The 16,761-nt window shown below is 51.1% G+C and carries 16 protein-coding genes; 10 read left to right on the top strand and 6 right to left on the bottom strand.

What is annotated here, in order from left to right:
- Positions 1 to 436: 436 nt before the first annotated feature.
- Genes glmS through J3P35_RS02355 form a run of 3 tightly spaced genes read right to left on the bottom strand, consistent with a single transcriptional unit; the run spans position 437 to position 4,524 of the window.
- Positions 437 to 2,275 (bottom strand): glutamine--fructose-6-phosphate transaminase (isomerizing), encoded by a 1,839-nt coding sequence (glmS, locus tag J3P35_RS02345; RefSeq protein ID WP_210462679.1) that lies wholly within the window; start codon positions 2,273 to 2,275, stop codon positions 437 to 439.
- Positions 2,276 to 2,321: 46 nt separating this feature from the next.
- Positions 2,322 to 3,728 carry a DUF4270 family protein gene (locus tag J3P35_RS02350; RefSeq protein ID WP_210462681.1) on the bottom strand — a complete coding sequence of 469 codons (1,407 nt, stop codon included), beginning with the start codon at positions 3,726 to 3,728 and terminating at the stop codon, positions 2,322 to 2,324.
- Complete coding sequence (locus tag J3P35_RS02355) at positions 3,712 to 4,524, bottom strand: glycogen/starch synthase (protein WP_210462683.1); 813 nt, start codon at positions 4,522 to 4,524, stop codon at positions 3,712 to 3,714. The genes J3P35_RS02350 and J3P35_RS02355 overlap by 17 nt, the downstream gene beginning before the upstream one ends.
- Before the next feature lie 142 nt (positions 4,525 to 4,666).
- Here J3P35_RS02355 and panC point away from each other — a divergent pair, with 142 nt between their 5' ends.
- The 7 genes from panC (at position 4,667) to J3P35_RS02390 (ending at position 10,731) form a co-directional block, all read left to right on the top strand.
- Positions 4,667 to 5,506, top strand: coding sequence for a pantoate--beta-alanine ligase (gene panC / locus J3P35_RS02360; protein ID WP_210462685.1), 840 nt, complete (start codon positions 4,667 to 4,669; stop codon positions 5,504 to 5,506).
- An 87-nt stretch (positions 5,507 to 5,593) separates the two neighbouring features.
- A complete protein-coding gene (gene panD, locus J3P35_RS02365; protein ID WP_210462687.1) occupies positions 5,594 to 5,941 on the top strand; it encodes an aspartate 1-decarboxylase in 348 nt (115 codons plus the stop codon).
- 13 nt (positions 5,942 to 5,954) lie between these two features.
- Positions 5,955 to 6,974 (top strand): lysylphosphatidylglycerol synthase transmembrane domain-containing protein, encoded by a 1,020-nt coding sequence (locus J3P35_RS02370; protein WP_210462689.1) that lies wholly within the window; start codon positions 5,955 to 5,957, stop codon positions 6,972 to 6,974.
- A gap of 112 nt (positions 6,975 to 7,086) precedes the next feature.
- Positions 7,087 to 7,578 carry a D-glycero-beta-D-manno-heptose 1-phosphate adenylyltransferase gene (gene rfaE2 / locus J3P35_RS02375; RefSeq protein ID WP_210462691.1) on the top strand — a complete coding sequence of 164 codons (492 nt, stop codon included), beginning with the start codon at positions 7,087 to 7,089 and terminating at the stop codon, positions 7,576 to 7,578.
- A gap of 40 nt (positions 7,579 to 7,618) precedes the next feature.
- The gene (locus J3P35_RS02380) at positions 7,619 to 8,278 is read left to right on the top strand and encodes a zinc metallopeptidase (protein WP_210462693.1); all 660 of its coding nucleotides are present in this window, start codon (positions 7,619 to 7,621) and stop codon (positions 8,276 to 8,278) included.
- A 224-nt stretch (positions 8,279 to 8,502) separates the two neighbouring features.
- On the top strand, positions 8,503 to 9,642 hold the full coding sequence (locus J3P35_RS02385; RefSeq protein WP_210462695.1) for an acyl-CoA dehydrogenase: 1,140 nt from the start codon (positions 8,503 to 8,505) through the stop codon (positions 9,640 to 9,642).
- Between the two features lie 168 nt (positions 9,643 to 9,810).
- Positions 9,811 to 10,731 (top strand): helix-turn-helix domain-containing protein, encoded by a 921-nt coding sequence (locus J3P35_RS02390; protein ID WP_149089989.1) that lies wholly within the window; start codon positions 9,811 to 9,813, stop codon positions 10,729 to 10,731.
- Between the two features lie 359 nt (positions 10,732 to 11,090).
- Here J3P35_RS02390 and J3P35_RS02395 read toward each other — a convergent pair whose 3' ends face one another.
- Genes J3P35_RS02395 through J3P35_RS02405 form a run of 3 tightly spaced genes read right to left on the bottom strand, consistent with a single transcriptional unit; the run spans position 11,091 to position 12,875 of the window.
- Positions 11,091 to 11,870 (bottom strand): geranylgeranylglyceryl/heptaprenylglyceryl phosphate synthase, encoded by a 780-nt coding sequence (locus J3P35_RS02395; protein WP_210462697.1) that lies wholly within the window; start codon positions 11,868 to 11,870, stop codon positions 11,091 to 11,093.
- Complete coding sequence (locus J3P35_RS02400; RefSeq protein ID WP_210462699.1) at positions 11,830 to 12,489, bottom strand: hypothetical protein; 660 nt, start codon at positions 12,487 to 12,489, stop codon at positions 11,830 to 11,832. The genes J3P35_RS02395 and J3P35_RS02400 overlap by 41 nt, the downstream gene beginning before the upstream one ends.
- Before the next feature lie 14 nt (positions 12,490 to 12,503).
- A complete protein-coding gene (locus J3P35_RS02405; protein WP_210462701.1) occupies positions 12,504 to 12,875 on the bottom strand; it encodes a phage holin family protein in 372 nt (123 codons plus the stop codon).
- Positions 12,876 to 13,105: 230 nt separating this feature from the next.
- On the opposite strand from J3P35_RS02405, the gene J3P35_RS02410 reads away from it, so the two are divergent.
- The 3 genes from J3P35_RS02410 to J3P35_RS02420 all read left to right on the top strand — a co-directional run bounded on the left by J3P35_RS02410 (position 13,106) and on the right by J3P35_RS02420 (position 16,413).
- Positions 13,106 to 14,194 carry a J domain-containing protein gene (locus tag J3P35_RS02410; protein WP_210462703.1) on the top strand — a complete coding sequence of 363 codons (1,089 nt, stop codon included), beginning with the start codon at positions 13,106 to 13,108 and terminating at the stop codon, positions 14,192 to 14,194.
- 814 nt (positions 14,195 to 15,008) lie between these two features.
- A complete protein-coding gene (locus J3P35_RS02415; protein WP_246849912.1) occupies positions 15,009 to 15,821 on the top strand; it encodes a metallophosphoesterase family protein in 813 nt (270 codons plus the stop codon).
- A gap of 1 nt (position 15,822) precedes the next feature.
- Positions 15,823 to 16,413: a hypothetical protein gene (locus J3P35_RS02420; RefSeq protein WP_210462705.1), complete on the top strand. Its 591-nt coding sequence runs from the start codon at positions 15,823 to 15,825 to the stop codon at positions 16,411 to 16,413.
- Positions 16,414 to 16,761: the final 348 nt, after the last annotated feature.

Consider the following 16,761-nt stretch of genomic DNA (forward strand, 5'->3'; position numbering starts at 1 on the left):
GCCGCCAAACCCGTGTGCGAGGTGCTTTCTAAATGCTTTTGCTCATGCTTCCTGGTTCATTCCAAAGTGAGAACGGCACAGGAAGCACGGGGCCTTTAGCCTGAGCTACCCGCTTTTTCCTATAGAGCGGAGAATGGGCGTAATGGTTTAATGTTAATAAAAAGATATTCTGCGAGAATCCCAAGTACTTGGCTAATAAACAGCCATTTACCATTAGGATCAAGCACTTGTCATCATTCCCAGAGTAGTTCCCCTAGTGCTTTATCTAGTGCCTATGATTTTAAAGTGGGCTTTTTATAGGACTAGAAGTAGTCTCCGTTTTTGAGCTTGTTTTAACAAAAACAGGTCCAAAATACGCAATCAAACAAGGAAGCAATCTAAATGAAAAAGGGGAAGCCAAACGGCTTCCCCTTTTCAGATTTATGATGGGTAAAAATTACTCTACAGTTACAGACTTAGCCAGGTTCCGTGGCTGGTCAACGTTACAGCCGCGCAGTACCGCAATGTGGTAGCTCAGCAACTGTAAAGGTATAACCGAGATCAACGGCATCAAGGCTTCGTGGGTGTTAGGCACCTCAATCACGAATTCAGCCATCTGCGGGATCACGGTATCACCTTCGGTAACCACCGCAATCACTCTACCCTTACGGGCTCTTACTTCCTGTACGTTAGAAACAATCTTCTCGTAAGAACTGTCTTTGGTGGCAATTACCACCACTGGCATGTTCTCATCAATCAACGCGATAGGTCCGTGCTTCATTTCTGCCGCCGGATATCCTTCTGCGTGGATGTAAGAGATCTCTTTCAGTTTCAAGGCGCCTTCCAAAGCTACCGGGAAGTTGAAACCACGACCTAGGTATATAAAGTTAGTGGCGTCTTTGAAGATCTCAGAAATAGCCTGGATCTCTTTGTCTAACTGAAGTGCCTGCTCCACTTTAGCCGGGATTTTCTCCATCTCTAGCATTAAGCTACGTAAAGCAGTCAGCTCCATCGTGCCGCGCATCTCGGCAATCATCATCGCGATAAGGGAAAGAACCGTTACCTGGGCGGTGAAAGCTTTGGTACTAGCCACCCCAATCTCAGGACCGGCGTGGGTATAGGCACCAGCATCGGTAGCCCGGGCAATAGAAGAACCTACCACATTACACACCCCAAAGATCATGGCGCCTTTTGATTTGGCCAGTTCCAGGGCGGCAAGCGTATCAGCGGTCTCACCAGATTGGGAAATCGCTACTACGATATCTCCCTCACGGATTACCGGGTTCCGGTAACGGAACTCAGAGGCATATTCTACTTCTACCGGGATACGGGCAAACTCCTCAATCATGTACTCGGCCACCAAACCAGCATGCCATGAAGTACCGCACGCCACGATGATGATACGATCAGCGTTCTTGAAACGGGTAGCATACTCTCTGATGCTGGACATGGTCAACTGCGTGTTCTCTGCCACCAGACGGCCGCGCATGCTGTCCATGATAGAACGAGGCTGCTCAAAAATCTCTTTCAGCATGAAGTGCGGGTAACCGCCTTTTTCAATGGCTTCCAGTTCCAGCTCCAGTTTCTGGATGTAAGGCGTCTGTACCACATCTTCTTTGGTGCGGATGTCCAGAACGCCATCTTTAATTACGGCAATCTCAAAATCATTCAGATACACTACTTCATTCGTGTACTCAATGATTGGAGTAGCGTCTGAGGCCAGGAAGTACTCACCTTTGCCTACACCAATCACCAACGGGCTACCTTTGCGGGCCGCTACCAATTGAGTAGGGGAATCATGGGAGATAACCACGATGGCGTAAGCGCCTACTACCTCGTGCAAGGCCAGACGTACAGCTTCTGCGAGAGAAACATTGCTGTTCTTCTGTACATCTTCAATGAGGTTCACGAATACCTCAGAGTCAGTATCGCTGTGGAACTCGTAGCCCTTGTTGATTAAGTGTTTTTTAAGGGAAGCGTAGTTCTCAATGATGCCATTATGGATAATAGCAATCTTCTTGGAGGTAGAATAGTGCGGGTGCGCATTGGCATCGTTCGGCTCGCCGTGGGTTGCCCAACGGGTATGGCCAATACCAATGGTACTGCTGGTGTCCTGGTTACCGATATGCGCTTCTAAATCGGCGACTTTACCTTTTTTCTTATAAACTTTAAGATCACCATCGTTTAACAAAGCTACACCGGCACTGTCGTAACCGCGGTACTCCAAACGCTTCAATCCTTTCAAGATAATGGGACAGGCTTCTCTCTGTCCTACATAAGCTACTATTCCACACATAGTGATGTAATCTACTGTTTAGCTAGGGGTATATAAAAAATAATAATTATTGAGCAGTTGAATAGAAGAGTCTTAGCTTGATCCGGCGCTCAGCGCTGGGGCTTTGATTCGCTTCTATAATAGCCCGGTTTACAGTCTGTGCCAGGTTAGAAGGCGTTGACAGGGAACTGCTCACGTTGGAAGGCAGTAGAATAAGGCCATTGTTCGTTCTTCTGTTATAAAGCAGGTTCTGCATATAGCTAGTGATATTGACCACATACACATAGCCTCCTTTTGCCCCTCTATACTGGAGGGTAGCGGGAGCGGTAGAGTTTTCCGCCAACAGGGCGCTTGGTACTCCGGCGTTCAACGCAATCCGGTTAGAGGTGGTTGCTTCCACCACGGTAATAACTGGAGGCAATAGAGCGGAGTCTTTGGCGGTGATTACGGTGGAGGTTACCAGCGGGATAATCAGTTCGGCTTTGTTGATGGCCAGGTTCTGTTCTCCGCCGGACTGCGTCTTACGGAACTCAGCAAGATAAGGCAATTCTATTTTAGTAACCAGCCCGGCCCCAGCCTGAAGGTAGGTGCGGTTTCCCGCGTTGGCAGATGACAGGGTATTGCCGGTGGCGGTTAAAGAAGCAAGTGGCGTTGCGGCTCGGTTTGCCTCAATATGGTTGTAATATCGGTCAGTGAACAGCAGCGAAGTAGTCTTTGCTATATTTTTCTTTGACTTGTAGTGCAACGTAAGCGTTGTGTTGGCAGAAGTGGGCAGGAACCCTACAATGCTGCCTTGCTCATCAGAACCGTTTGCGGGTACAAGAGCCAGGCCGTTGATGACGTTGGCAAACGTTTGGGTGGAGGAAGTCTGCGCCAAAGCCTGAAGAACCTCATTCGCGAAAGCGCCGGTTATCTTGATCTTCAATAAAAGCGGCAGCGTTTTGGTCGTATCAGTGGTGCTTCTATAGGTAGTGCTAGGCCGGGGGCTGAAGGTCACACTCCCTACCGGGGTTTCATTGTACGCCATCGGCTCATTGATGAAATAGGTCTCATCATCTCTGAAAGCCTGGGTCAGACGATGGACATTCATGGCTATGGCCTTGGTAGTATCCCCGAAAGCATAGTTGTAGTCCAGGTTGATGACCAAGGAGTCAGCGCCTTTGCTTACATCAATGGAGTCAGCGTTGGCAGGAAAAGTCAGGGGAGCAAACTCTGCGTACGTTTTAGCTGTCACGGTTCCAAATACGGGATCAGTGATTCTACCAACCTGTACCCGAGCCGCGCCCAAACCAATAATAGAGTCTTTCAGTAAAACAGTAGAAGCTCTTACTGTAGCTGTGTCTGTATAAGAAGTGCCTATCTGGGTACCTGGTTCCTGCAGCTCCAAACCAATAGCCGTTGGGTCTTCGCATGCAGTGAAAAAGAAAGAGAAAATAAAGAGTACAGCAGCTGCTTTACTAATTCGCAAGTTCATTATACAAGTTAAAGTAAGAATCCAGGGTGTTTTCGTCTGAGCTAATGGTGTTGATCTGCTTGGTGCTGTTATACTCCTGAAACATGGCATTCAGGTTGTCGCTGAAGTCCTCGTTTGACTTGATCACCATATCAGCATACTGAAGGCCCATTTTGATGAAAGCACCGAAGTCACCTGATCTCAGGTTCGTCAGCATCTCGTCTTCAATGTCCAGCATCTTGGCTTTTTCCAGCAGATCGCCCTCAAATTTGTGGGTGAACTCACTGTTGTAAACCGAGAACACAGATTTGGCCGTCTTGAAGATAGGATCATTCTTATAAGTGCTCTTCAGGTACAGCGGAATCAGGCTCGTCATCCAGTCGTTGCAGTGTACAATGTCTGGGGCCCAGCCCAGTTTCTTCACCGTCTCTAACACGCCTTTGCAGAAAAAGATGGCCCGCTCATCATTGTCTGGATAGAATTTATTGTCTTTGTCCACCAAAACGGACTTGCGGTGGAAATAGTCTTCGTTGTCAATAAAATAAACCTGGAGTTTGGCATTTGGGATAGAGGCCACCTTGATAATCAGGGGCTTTTCCTCTTCGCCAACGGCAATATTGATGCCAGAAAGGCGAACCACCTCGTGCAGGCGGTTCTTGCGCTCGTTGATCAAACCAAACCGAGGCACAAAAATCCTTACTTCCATCCCACGCTCTTGCATCGCTTGTGGCAACATCCTCAGGAATTCCGCTACTTTTGTGGTTTGCAGAAAGGGATCAATCTCAGTAGCCGCGTATAAGATTCTCAATTTGGACATAGGTTGGAGTGATTAAAATAAAACAGGCAATAGTAATTGCGAAATGCAAAATTAAGCAATTATCAGCTGATTCTCAATTTATTTGAATAAAATCATACCTTTGGCGTCTTTTGCCAATTCAATATTAAACCCGCAGCCCTCCATGTTGCAGCTTACCTCTTTATCTGATATCCGGCAGCACACCGAGATGCTGCGCCAGCAAGGCCAACGCATTGGGTTTGTCCCGACCATGGGCGCCCTGCACGAAGGCCATCTGTCGCTCATCAGGGCTGCTAAAAGCCAGAACGATATCACCGTCTGCAGCGTGTTCGTAAACCCGGTGCAGTTCAACAACGCCGAGGATTACCGCCTGTACCCCCGGCTGCTGGAGGCGGATGCCCAGATGCTGACCCAGGAAGGCTGCGATGTGCTGTTTGCGCCCACGGCAGAGGAGATGTATCGGCAGAAAGCCCGGTTGTCTTTTGATTTTGGGGAGTTGGAGCAGGTAATGGAGGGCGCGCACCGTCCGGGTCACTTCAATGGCGTGGCAACGGTGGTAAGCAAGCTTTTCCATCTAGTGAAGCCGCACCAGGCATTCTTTGGGCAGAAAGATTTGCAGCAGTTTGCCATTATCCAACAACTGGTGCTGGATTTGAGCTTTGACCTGGAACTGGTGTGTTTTCCCATCATCAGGGAAGAAGACGGCCTGGCCATGTCCTCGCGTAACCGACGCCTCACGCCGGAACAGCGGGCGGTTGCACCGCACCTCTACGAAGCCCTGCAACTCCTGCAAAAACAGCTTCAGTCTAAACCGGTGGCAGAAGCCAAAAAGGAGGCGGAGGCGTTTTTGGCATCTTTTCCGGAAATCAGGCTGGAATACCTGGAGGTAGTGCATGCGCAGACGCTGCAGCCGTTAGAAGAGATCTTAGCGGGTGTGCCGGTGGCCCTATGTCTGGCGGCTTTCCTGGGCGAGGTGCGGCTCATTGATAATATGCTGTTGTAGATTCTATTCTTGCATTAAAACCAAAAAGTCAACTGCCTGTTTGTCTCATAAATAATCTATAACTTTGCATGTTTTTAGATTGTTTTGATGCAGATTGAAGTTCTTAAATCCAAGATACACCGGGCCAAAGTAACCCAGGCCGAGTTGCACTACGTGGGAAGCATTACCATAGACGAAGATCTGTTGGATGCGGCCAACATGGTTCCCCATGAGAAAGTCCAGATCGTGAACGTGAACAACGGCGAGCGCTTTGAGACCTATATTATAAAAGGAGAAAGAGGTTCTGGTATGATTTGCCTCAACGGCCCGGCAGCCCGTCGGGTGCAGGTGGGGGATATCATTATCATCATCTCTTACGCTCTGATCAATTTCGCGGACGCCCGCACCCACGAGCCCACCGTTATTTTCCCAGACCAGCATAACCGCCTGGTGTAGTTCCCGCCCCGGCATGAAGAAAACCATCAACGTACTGAAGTACCTGCTGCTGCTGGCGGTATCGGTTTTCTTGATGGCCTATGCCTTGCGCAGTATCAACTTCTCCGCGGTAAAGGCCGAGCTTTCTCAGGCGAACTACTTTTGGGTAGCTGTTACCTTGCTTGTCTCGGTGGCTGGTTACGTGAGCCGCGCCATCCGCTGGCGGATGCAGTATGCGCCTTTGGGGTATAAGCCTAAGGTCATGCAGGCCTACCATGCCCTTATGGTGGGCTACCTGGCCAATGTGGTGCTGCCGCGGGCGGGTGAGGTCATCAGGTGTACTTTGCTCAGGCGGTCATCCGGCATACCGGTGAACGTTTCCCTGGGTACTGTGATCACAGAGCGGGTCATAGATCTGCTGATGTTGCTCTCGTGCATGGGCATTACGCTGTTGCTGGAGTTTGACCGCCTCAAAGATTTCTTCTTGGAGATCTTCTCCGAAAAATTCCACGGCCTGGAGCAGAACCTGCAGACGCTGTATGTACTGGGGGCTGTAGCCGTTTTCGGGACGGGAGCCATGATCTGGTTTGTGTACCGGAACATCGCCAAACTGCGGCAGAACACTTTCTTCAAGAAGTTGAGTGCGTTTGTACGAGGCTTGTGGCAGGGAATCTCTAGCGTAGCGAGAATGGAGCAGAAAGGCGCTTTCATTTTCCATACCGTATTCATCTGGCTTACCTATTACCTGGGCAGCTACCTGGCTTTCTTTGCTTTACCCGGTACCTCAGGACTTTCCTGGCAGGCGGGCATGGCCATTCTGGTGGTAGGTGGCCTGGGAATGTCGGCACCGGTGCAGGGCGGCATTGGCGTGTACCACATATTGGTGAGAACCGCTCTGCTGCTGTATGCCGTGCCTCTGGACAAGGGAATGGCCTATGCCCTCATCACCCATACCACGGGCGCCCTGCTGGTGGTGTTTATGGGCGGCATCAGCCTGGTGGCCGGCTTGGGCCAGACCAAAGGCAAAGACCAACCCGCCAGGCAAGTCGCGTAAGCCGTTTCCGGTTCGTTTTCTTTGAATCGGCTGGAAAACAGAAGCCGGGTTTCTGCGTTCTTTTCCCAGGAACTGCTCCTTTATATTGTACCATCTAACCGTTTCCCATCCTATGCTTCCTTCAGAAGAGAAAATCATGTCGCTCTCCCGGCTTTTAACCAAAGTAGAAGAGTGGCGGGCGCAGGGCCAGAAGATTGTATTCACCAACGGCTGCTTTGATATTGTGCACGTAGGCCACGTGGATTACCTGGAGCGGGCGCGGCTGTTAGGCGATAAACTGGTGGTGGGGCTGAATACTGACCAATCTGTCAGTAGATTAAAAGGGCCGTCCAGGCCATTGCAGGACGAAATGTCACGTATAAGGGTTATGGCATCCTTTTGGTTTACAGATGCTATAGTGTTGTTTGACCAGGAAACACCCCGCGAGTTGATCCAAGCCATAGGACCGGACGTGCTGGTGAAAGGCGACGATTATGCCATAGAGAATATCGTGGGACATGATATAGTGCAAGCCAGAGGCGGTGCCGTGAAAACAATTCCGTTGGTGAAGGGGTACTCTACTTCACAGGTGGTGAACAAGATCCTGAGCGACCAACACAGTTAACCTTAAAAGAAAGAAAGAGATGGGCGGTATTTGGATAATCATGATTGCAATGATGCTGGCCTCGGCGCTGGTCAGCTGGACATTGAAAAGTAAATTTGAGAAGTACTCCAAGCTGGGCCTCAGATCTGGGCTCAGTGGCCGCGAAATTGCGGAGATGATGCTGGCAGACCACGGAATCACCGATGTACGCGTGATCTCCACCCCTGGCCGGCTCACAGACCACTACAACCCCGCCGATAAGACGGTGAACCTGAGCGAGCCGGTGTACGAGGGGCGTAGCGCGGCGGCAGCGGCCGTGGCGGCCCACGAGTGTGGGCACGCCGTGCAGCATGCCAAGGCCTACGCGTTCCTGAAGTTCCGCTCGGCCATGGTGCCTGCCTTGAGCGTGGCCAGCCGTTATATGCAATGGATTCTGTTGATCGGGGTGCTGATGATTCAGACCACACCCATTCCATTGGCGGTAGGGGTGCTGCTGTTCGCCTTGACTACCCTGTTCAGTTTTATCACCCTGCCGGTGGAATTTGACGCCAGCAAGCGGGCCTTGGCCTGGATGGACACCAGAGGCGTGGTAACTACCCAGGAGCACGGCATGGCCAAAGACGCTTTGAAATGGGCCGCGATGACGTACGTGGTGGCCGCCATTGGTTCATTGGCTACCTTGCTCTACTATGCGTCCATGCTTACCGGCCGTAGAGACTAGGAACCTTTAAACCAATTATATGTAAAAAAGAGGATAGCGGAAGCTGTCCTCTTTTTTTGTGCATCCTTTTCGTTTTTAGGCTGTTATTCAGTAAATAGCCAAAAAACCGAACAAATGTTAGCTTTAGCTTTTGTTTGCGGGTAGAGTAGGCTGCTTGCATACTATTTTTTCATTATTTTTGTTTTATCATTCTCACACCATAGCATTCATAATAAACACCTTATATGGACTTTAAATTAACGGAAGAGCATTTGGCCGTGCAGGAAGCTGCCCGCGACTTCGCCCAGACAGAACTGTTGCCGGGCGTGATTGAACGTGACGAGCACCAAAAGTTTCCGGCGGAGCAGATCAAGAAGATGGGCGAGCTGGGGTTCCTGGGCATGATGGTGGATCCTAAGTACGGAGGCGGCGGAATGGACACCGTTTCCTATGTGCTGGCCATGGAAGAGATCTCCAAGGTAGATGCCTCTGCCTCGGTGGTGATGTCAGTGAACAACTCCCTGGTGTGCTGGGGGCTGGAGAAGTACGGCTCTGAGGAGCAGAAGCAGAAATACCTGCCGCGCCTGGCTACCGGCGAGATCATTGGCGCTTTCTGCCTTTCTGAGCCAGAGGCTGGGTCAGACGCCACCATGCAGCGTACTACCGCCGTGGACATGGGTGACCATTACCTGCTCAACGGCACCAAGAACTGGATCACCAATGGCAGCACTGCCTCTGTATACCTGGTGATTGCGCAGACCAATCCAGAGTTGCGGCACAAGGGTATCAATGCCCTTATCGTGGAAAAAGGCATGCCAGGCTTTGAGATTGGGCCAAAAGAAAATAAATTAGGCATAAGAGGCTCAGACACACACTCTTTGATGTTTACAGACGTTAAGGTTCCAAAGGAGAACCGCATCGGGGAGGATGGCTTTGGGTTTAAGTTTGCCATGTCTACCCTTAACGGCGGCCGCATCGGGATTGCTTCGCAGGCCCTGGGCATCGCCTCCGGCGCCTATGAACTGTCTTTGAAGTATTCTAAGGAGCGGAAAGCGTTTGGTGTGCCTATTTCGCAGCACCAATCCATCCAGTTCAAGTTGGCAGACATGGCCACCAATATTGACGCAGCCCGCTTGCTTTGCCTGCAGGCTGCCGCCGATAAAGATGCCCACCGCGATTACTCAAAATCCGGGGCAATGGCCAAACTTTTCGCCTCCAAAGTAGCCATGGATACGGCCGTTGAGGCTGTTCAAATCCATGGTGGGTACGGCTTTGTGAAAGAATATCACGTAGAGCGCCTCATGCGCGATGCCAAAATCACGCAAATTTACGAGGGAACTTCTGAGATACAGAAAATAGTAATCTCTAGGGAGATATTGAAATAGAAAAGGGGATTAATAACGTTTATTGTTGATATAAGGGTATATAGTAATTGTCAGTTTATAAATATCTACCTTTTTTGTTTGATAACTTAAAAGATAAGTACTAATTTTAAACCGACAGACAACTTAAAAAATCAACATAAGTTAAAACCCTTTAATAAGTGCCCTTACATGGAAGATTACAATAAAATAATTGAGTCGCTGAAAGTGCGCTACATCAAGGCTAAAAACCTGGTGTTGCAGCAGCCGCTGACGGTGCGTAACTACTATGATGTTGGAAACAACCTTATTTTAGTGCACAATGGCATTGTTGCTTTCGGAGACGATAAACAAGTAGCAGAAGAGGGTCAGCTACTCTTCATTCCAGGCGGCCGTAGTACAAAACTTTATTATGGCGATACCGAGAGCCGGGTTATCTCCAATGATGATTATATCACCACCAAAGATAAGTTTTTCAAAAGCAACAATGACCTTGACTTAATCGGCGAAGCCGATGACAGCCACAGCTTTGTGAGCTTTGAGGCCAAGGTATTTGACTCTGTGAACTTCTTCACCTCCCTTGAGGTGCCGGCGTTTGTGATTACCAGCAACAAGCTGGCCACGCTGGTGATCAAGATTGTGGAGGAAAGCATGCAGGATCTGCCGGGCAAGGAGCGCATCATCAGCTTGTACACAGAGCAGATGGTGGTAGAGTTGATCCGCTACATCTTGAAGAACAAGATGTTTGTGGAGCAGCTGGCTACCAACAGCACTTACTTCAAAGATCCACGCCTCATTGACCTGTTCAACTACATTAAGGAGAACCTGGGCGGCGACTTGTCTAACAAGGTGCTTAGCAACGTGGCCAACGTTTCTGAGGACTACGTGGGCCAGTACTTCAAGATGCTTACCGGTATCAACCCGCAGGACTACATCGAATACCAGCGCATGGAGCGTGCCGTATTCTTGCTGCGCACTACCAAGAAGAGCATCAGAGAGATTGGCAAAGACGTGGGATACAAAGACACTGCGTATTTCTGCCGTCGCTTCAAAATGATGTTCGGGATTCCGGCCGGTAAAATGCGCCGCCGTGAGTCATCCATGAACGTGTAAGCACTTGCACAGAGATTAAAACAGAAAGGCCCGCCAAAAGCGGGCCTTTCTGTTTTTAGGGTGTTTTGGAGAAAAGAGGCGATTTACCACCCCGCCCTTCGGGCACCCCTCCTAAGGTAGGAGGGGAGTTGTTCAATTGGACCTTGAATAGGATTGGGTTGGCGCTTACAACTATTGCCAGGTCTTTGGATTAAAAGAATAAAGTAGCGGAATCAGGGTCTCAGAGTTCTTGAGACTGAGATTTTAGAAAGGGAAGCGTTTTAGACGTGATTTCCCGAAATCGGCCTTGAAACCTTGTAGGCGCATAGTTCCCCTCCTTGGCTAAGGAGGGGGAAGGGGTGGTTGGTTGTCTTATCAGATTACTCCTGCGGCAGTGCCACGTTGAAGCGTTGCTTTACCTCGCTCACCTCCTGGATGAACTGCGGGCTCTTTTCAATGTGGTTGCCCACCACCAGAATGTCGGCGCCGGCTTTCCAGGCTGCCTCGGCTTTCTCAGTTGTGTTCACGCCGCCGCCCACAATAATGGGCACGGAAACAGCCTGGCACACCGCCTGGATCATGGCAGCGCTCACGGGATACATGGCTCCGCTGCCGCCGTCCAGGTACATGTATTGCAGGCCCAGCATCTGGCCGGCCAGGGCAGTGGCGGCGGCAATGGAAGGCTTGTCATACGGGATAGGCGTGGTGCCGCTCATGTAGGAGGCCGTGGTCTGACGCCCCGAGTCAACGAGCATGTAGCCGGTAGGGTAGAGGGGTAAACCGCTGGATCTGAGCAAAGGCGCAGCGGCCACGTGCTGACCAATGAGGAAGTCCGGGTTACGGCCCGAGATAAGCGAAAGCAAGAGCATGCCGTCGGCCTGCGGGTCTATGTACAGGCCACTGCTGGGGAACAGAATCACCGGAATGGAGCTGTGCTGCTTGATGTAGCTCACAAAGGAGGTCTGGTCTGGGTTAGAGATCAGACTGCCGCCCATGAAAAAGAAATCCACCTCGTGCCGGTGGCTCAGCGCCAGGATCTCCTGGCAGCGGGCTACGGTGAGGTGGTCTGGGTCCAGGAGCACCGCCAGCCGTTTAGGGTGGTTGGCGGTGTCTGAGGTATTAGATATCGGAAAAAGATGGTGATTCAGGTGATTGGGCATTCGGGCTAACGTCAGGCTGTGACTGGTAATCAACAGTGGTGTTTTCCTCCACTAGAAGAGGTTGGGTTAGAATTGGCTGCGAGGTAGTAGCCGGTTGGTGCAGATGCTCTTCCACCAGTTTGGAAAGGTACACTACCACCAGAGCCGCCAACTGCTGCTCCAATATCTTAAATAAATCTGATTGGAAAAACGCCTTGAGCCCGGAAGTTTCCTCTTTGTGCCGCGAGCGGTAAGAAGAGGTGGCCACAGTGCCGGTGTTGGGGTGATAGACCGCCGGATAGGTACGCTCAATGGCGCTGTAGAGCGGCTCGTCATCCTCCACATCGGGGATGGACGAGATCCAGGCGCGGTCCTCGGCACCTTTGAAGCGGGCCGGGTTCTCCAGGCGGTTGCTTTTCTTTCTCTTCTTGGGTTTTGCGTCTTTCCCCCTGCCAAAGGCTTTGCTGATCAGGTAGATGCCCGCCAGCACGCCGCCGGCAATGGCAATGCTCTTCCCAATCTGCTGGGACTGGTCTTTCAGTTCAGTGACATCGCTGAGTAAGGCATTCTTATATTCTTCTTTCTGACGTTCCAGGAACTCGCGCGGGTCATCAAAAAGCGGATTGGTTAGTTCGCTCATGGCAGCAGGTATAGTTAGATGGTTTGTTCAGATTCATCAGTTTTGTAAATGGTATTCCGGAAAGCCTTGTCGGCCATGCCCTGGAATACTTTCTTGTCCAGCCCCACAATTAATATGACGAGCAAGATAAGATAAAAAAGTGTGACAATCCCGAAGCCCCAGAAGCGGCTGTCAAGTAAGTCGTTTAACAGCAGTGCAATGAACACGTTGAGGAACAGCAGCACCATCAACCCCACCAGACCCAGCAGCACGCCGTGCACCGTACTCACAAAGATGCTTTTCAGTTTGGTTTGCAGATCAAGCTTCACCAGGTCAATGCGGGTATCTATGTACCCCATCAGGTTTGCTATAATGCTGTCGGTTTTACTTTTGTCTTCGGTAGCCATGTGTTTTCTAGTTGATGGTGCGTAGGAGATATACGGAACATCTGCTGAAAAATATTCCAGAAATAATCTTCCCCAGAGTTCCATACGGGATAAGGCATTTTACGGATACCATTTGGCATTGGATATCTGCCGCCTTTTAAGAGCCGTTTAAAAGAAAATAAGGCTAAAACGCTACCCATGCAGCCGGGCTAACTCGTACTTTTGCAGATGGCCTGCCGGCCCAATGACCATTGAAAAAGAACTACTACCATATTCTGGGAGTCTCCCCCAGCGCATCGGTCGCTGAGATAAAAGCCGCCTACAAAAGGCTGGCCCTCAAATGGCATCCCGACAAGAACCCCCACGACACCCACGCCGAGGAGCGGTTCAAGCAGGTGAACGATGCCTACCAGGTGCTCTCCAACCCCCGGCGCCGCGCCGCCTTTGACCTGCAGCAGCAGTATGAAAAAAGCCAGCGGCAGGCCCACGCCCACGCCATGCCCCGCTACCACCATACCCGCCAGCCCGCCGGTTTCAGGGAGCGGCATTATCGGCAGCGGCCTCAGAAGCACACGCACTTCTCCCGGCATGACCTGCAGGTGGTGCTGGGGGTGGTGGTAGCCGCCGTGTTGCTGGTGATGGGCCTCTACTTTGGCTGGCGCCAGATAGCCTCCAGCCGGGCCCTGAAGCAGGCGCAGGAGGCAGAGAAGCAACGCCTCTGGAAGCAGGCCGATGAGGCTTATTCCACCGTGCTGGAGCATAAGCCAGCCCTGGAAGGTGCCCGGGTGCGGCGCGGCGCCCTCCGGCTGACTTACCTCAAGAACCCCACTGGTGCCATTGAAGATTACTCGGCGGTGCTGCGCGAAAGCGAAAACCCGAAGGCTGCCTGGTATGCCGCCAGGGGCAAGGGTTATCTGCAGACCAAGCAGTACCAGCAAGCCCTCCAGGACCTGAACAAAGCCATTGCCCTGGACGGGGCCCAAGCCGGCGCCTATCTGGACCGTGGCGTGGTACACCTGCAACTGGAAGACAACTGGCCCGCCGCCGAGGCTGATATCACTACCTACCTGCGGAAAGCCCCGCGCCCTTCTGCCCACACCACCGAGGCCCTACTGTACCGTACCTTCGCTCTCTACAGAATGCAGCAATTGCAGAAAGCCTGGCAAGACACCGAGCAGGCGCTGCGCCAATCTCCCGCCAACCCCAAGGCCTTTTACCTCCAGGCCAAAATAAAACAAGCCCAGGGCGACTCCACCCGCGGTTGTGCCCTGCTCTCCAAAGCCGCCCAACTGGGTTTCGCCCTGGCCGCCCAGGAAGTGAAATACCAATGCCAACCGTAAAATCAGTGTCAATCATAAAAGTTATCTGACCTAGCCTAGCTTTTCGAGCTTAATCTTGAGCGATGTTGTACAAGCTTTAACTATGTTCTAAAAGCCTGGTCCACCGTTCTCCTTCCTTTCTGTTCTGTTTTGCCTTTCCCTCCCCAATTTGTCATCCTGAAAGGATCTTGTGGGCGAACTGCAATGAGGTTGCTCTAGCGTGCCCGGTCACAGAAGGAGATGCGTTCTAGATTGGCAAACTTTCCCAGTCTGATCTTTCCTGTGCTCTGTAAGCTCTTCCATTTTCGGGGTGTTTTTCAGAAAGCAGCCTAAAATCTAGTATTTGAATCACCAAACCCTCATCTCAAGAACCATCAATTTTCGGGTGAAATGCGGTTGATTTCTCCTTGTATACCTGCTATGGTTTAGTGCCGGTAGGCCTTTTCGGGATAGGAAAAATCCAGCCAGACCTTACCTTTGGTACACTTTCCTGGCTACCCAGATTATCAGCCTTTAGGTAATATAGCCCGATGCAGATGTTAATAGTAACAAAAAGGCCTGTGATTTTCTGATGGAGTTTCTGCGCCAGGAAACGTAAAGAAAGAGAGAAACAATTGCATTTGAGAAACGCGGTTCCTGGCCAGGCCAGTGGCTGCTTTTGATTCCGCCGTTCTGCTGTGGCGCCTCTGTTTCCTGAAAGGCCAGGCACAGAACAATGTTCGCTGATCTTGCCATCACCTTGTAGGTGGCATCCCTGACGCTGGGAAGAGAATTGAGCCTCTTTTCCCAGAAATCACTCCTAAGAAGCCAAGGCTTTTTAGTTTTTCCGCTTACTATGATGAAACCTTTACCCCTCCTTTTTTCCATCTTCCTGCTCTTCCTGGTTTCCTGCTCAGATCTCTTTGAATACCATCCCAACCAGATCCGGCTGAAACCCGAGGAGAAGAACCTCACCGCTTTTTACCTTCGGCAATTGGCCGGCCAATCACCGGGCGATACGCTGCGCATCCTGGTTATGGGCGACACCCAGCGGTTCTATGACGAGACCGTGGATTTTGTGCACAAAGCCAATTCCTTCCCAGACATAGACTTTGTGATTCACCTGGGTGATATCTCTGACTTTGGCATGTCCAGGGAGTTCCGATGGGTGCATGACATCATGAAAGACCTCAGGTGGCCTTACCTCACCGTCATCGGGAACCATGATTTGCTGGGCAACGCGCGCAAGGTGTACGCCGAGATGTACGGCGACCTGAACTACGCTTTTACCTACGGCCACACCAAGTTTGTTTTCCTGGACACCAACGGCCGCGAGTACGGCTTCAATGGGAACATCCCCAACCTGGAGTGGCTGGAGAATGAGCTTCGGCCCGCGGCCGGGGAGAACTGGAACCAGGCTATTGTGGTGTCACACATCCCGCCCTTTGATTCTGACTTTGACCCTGAGTTGGAGATGTCTTTTCACCAGGCGCTGGCTTCCAGCGGCCGGGTACCGTTGAGCCTGCACGGGCATCAGCATGGCTGGAGTTCAGAGAAGGCCTATGACGATGATGTCCACTACCACGTGACCACCACGGTGAAGCGGCGCGGGTTTACTTACCTCAAGGTTTGGGACCAAGGGTATTCTGTGGAGAAAATAGCCTACTAAGATGCAACGCTTCACGCAATTCCTTTTGGGGCTGGGCCTGTTTCTATGGGCTTTCCCCGGACAGGGCCAGACTCCGGAAAAAGAGCTGTCGCCGTTCTACCTGAAAACCCAGTTTGCCGGCGATATAGGGCTGGTATCGGTGGGAGTGGGGCGGCAGTCTTTGAACCGGAAACTGGAAACGGACGTGTCTTTCGGGTATTTGCCCAAGAAGGTAGGCGGAGATCACCTGCTTACCATCGCGGTGAAATCATCATGGCTGGCTACCAAACCCATCAAGATAGAGAAGGTAGACTGGTACCCCGTAACTACCGGCATGCAGTTGAGCTACACCTTCGGGGATGAGTATTTCGCGTCTGAGCGGTTCCTCAGCCGGTACCCTAACAGCTATTACCGGTTTTCCACCGCGCTCCATCTGTACTTCTTTGTGGGCGGCCAGGTGAATCTCACTAGGGTAGAAAAGCTGAACCGTTTCAGCGGCTATTATGAGATGGGGACCATGGGAGAATACCTGATCTCTTATGTGCAGAACCCGCGTTACCTGAACCCCGCAAAGATTTTCCATCTGGCTCTGGGCGCTAAAATGCGGCTGTAGAAAGCGTTATCCAACTGGTTTGCTCCCAGGCTACTTGGGGCTGAGCTTGTTTTGGGGCCGTTATAAAGAAAATGCGCCGAAAATGGTACCCAATAAAGAAGAAGATTAGATAATAAAAGTAGAGACAAACCAACGGTTAAATGCCTGCGTTTTAGATGCTAAGTTAATTTCTGAGTATCCGGGAGGCTGCCGCCTGGAAGGGAGAGGGTCTGGTGCTGGAACCTTAAGATAATAGGCAGACATTAACCCAATTGCTGTGGCCAGGCAGACCGCACCAAAAAAAGGTGAAAAGATTAGGGACCTTTCTACGCCGCAGAAAAATAAAAAAACGCTACCTTAAGCACTAAA

The sequence above is a fragment of the Rufibacter roseolus genome (genome assembly GCF_017916365.1).
Classification (GTDB): Bacteria; Bacteroidota; Bacteroidia; order Cytophagales; family Hymenobacteraceae; genus Nibribacter; species Nibribacter roseolus.